The organism is Microbacterium sp. ISL-103 (genome assembly GCF_018613995.1).
Lineage (GTDB): Bacteria > Actinomycetota > Actinomycetes > Actinomycetales > Microbacteriaceae > Microbacterium.
In genome coordinates, this window is record NZ_JAGGPD010000653.1 from 1 (window position 1) to 1,904 (window position 1,904).

At 70.1% G+C, this 1,904-nt stretch carries 3 protein-coding genes; all 3 read right to left on the minus strand.

All coding sequences use genetic code 11. The annotated features are described in order from the left end of the window. Nucleotides 1–298 (minus strand): ATP-binding cassette domain-containing protein (locus J7E68_RS19160; protein ID WP_215175128.1); only part of this gene is annotated, 298 nt, incomplete at its 3' end. Between the two features lie 96 nt (nt 299–394). Continuing rightward, complete coding sequence (locus J7E68_RS19165; RefSeq protein ID WP_215175129.1) at nt 395–1,030, minus strand: response regulator transcription factor; 636 nt, start codon at nt 1,028–1,030, stop codon at nt 395–397. After that, nucleotides 1,027–1,904, minus strand: an 878-nt coding sequence (locus J7E68_RS19170; protein ID WP_215175130.1) for a sensor histidine kinase, incomplete at its 5' end; no start/stop codon positions are given. The genes J7E68_RS19165 and J7E68_RS19170, both read right to left, overlap by 4 nt.

The following is a 1,904-nucleotide window of genomic DNA, read 5'->3' on the forward strand; positions in this document are numbered from 1 at the left end:
GGAAGATGAAGCCCACCCGGCGTCGACGCAGGAGCGTCAGGTCGAGATCGCCGAGGCCGGTGATCTCGGTGGCGCCGAGCCAGCTCCTCCCCTCGGTCGGGGTGTCGAGGCCGGCCATGATGTGCATGAGCGTGGACTTGCCGGATCCGGAGGGCCCCATGATCGCGGTGAACTGCCCGCGACGGATGCCGACGCTGACATCGTCCAGCGCGTGGACGGTGCCCTCGCCGGCGCCGTAGGTCTTCTTCAGTTGCTGGACGCGGGCTGCGAGCCCGAGGTCGCTGGTCGTGATCTCCATACCTTCGACGCTACGGAGCACCGGTGGGGTGCCGCGTCGCCCTGTCGGAGCATCCGCATACATCGCAAGGATGATCCGGCGGCGCCGCAGCGCATGTCAGGCGAGCCCGTGCTCGAACGCGAACACCACCAGCTGCACGCGGTCACGCAGAGACAGCTTGGTCAGGATGCGACTGATGTGCGTCTTCACCGTGGCTTCGCTGAGGTATTCGCGCGCCGCGATCTCGGAGTTCGACAGGCCCCGCGCGGCCAGCGCGAAGATCTCTCTCTCGCGGTCGGTGAGCGCCGAGAACTGCGGCGGCACCGGCTTCGGCGCCTCGGCGAAGTGCTCGAACAGCTCGCGGGTGGCGGATGCCGCGATGACGCTCGAGCCGGAGTGCACGGTGCGGATCGCGGCGAGCAGGAACTCGGGATCTGCGTCTTTGAGCAGGAAGCCGCTCGCGCCCTGGCGGATCGCACGTGCGGCCGCCTCGTCGAGGTCGAAGGTCGTCAACATGACGATGCGCGGCGGGTCGGGCTGCGCGAGGATCTCCGCCGTCGCCGTGAGACCGTCCATCACCGGCATCCGGATGTCCATCAGCACGACGTCCGGCTTGGTCGAGCGGACGAGCTCGATGGCCTGCCGCCCGTCTCCGGCTTCGCCGACGACGTCGAGGTCGGGCTGCGAGGCGAGCAGCATCCGCACCCCGGCACGGAACAGCGCCTGATCATCGACGAGGACGACCCTGATCATGCGATATCTCCGATCGGGAGCGACGCACTGACGACGAACTGCGCCCCCTGGCGCTCCGCCTGAAGGCTACCGCCGACGAGCTGGGCGCGTTCGCGCATGCCGATCACGCCGTGACCGCCGCCGACCTGCGCGTGTTCGCTGCCGACCGTGTTGCGCACCCGGATGTCGACGCGCTCGGGAAGCCAGGCGAGATGGACGTCGACAGCGCCGTCTCCGTGGCGGATGGCGTTCGTCAGCGCCTCCTGCAGGATCCGGTAGACGGCGAGCTGGATCGCTCCCGGCGGTTCGCCGGGAGGAGTCGGATCGACGGTGATGCGCGGCTCGATGCCCGCCTGCCGCACCTGGGCGAACAGGGCCTCGAGGTCGGCCAGAGTGGGCTGGGGGCCGTCGCCCTGGCGGTGACGCAGCTGCGTGAGCAGCAGCCGCACATCGCTCAGAGCTCCCCGCGCGGTCTGGGCGATGGTGCCCAGAGCCTCGGTGGCCATCTCGGGCCTCGCCGCAGCGGCGTACCTCGCCCCATCGGCCTGGGCGATGACCACGGCCAGCGAATGGGCCACGATGTCGTGCATGTCGCGCGCGATGCGGACGCGCTCCTGCTCCTCCGCGGCGAGCGACTCGGCCTGCAGCTGGGCAGACCGAGTGCGTCGAGCGCGCAGGACGACGCGCCAGAGCAGCCCGCAGACCCAGGCGAAGCCCAGCGCGAGCACCGAGACGACGAGGAGCAGAGTGCCGGTGGTCAGCTGGTCCCACCCGTTGGCGCCGGAGGCGACACCGGTGACGACCACCAGGTAGACCGCCGACACGAACGCGCCGAGAAGAGCCGAACCGAATCCCCACCACAGCACGACCCGGGATCCCCAGGCGGCGGTCGCGT

What these genes read in the sequence shown, in the direction of transcription:
- J7E68_RS19165 (WP_215175129.1), bottom strand. Translation starts at nt 1,030, where the DNA reads ATGATCAGGGTCGTCCTCGTCGATGATCAGGCGCTGTTCCGTGCCGGG.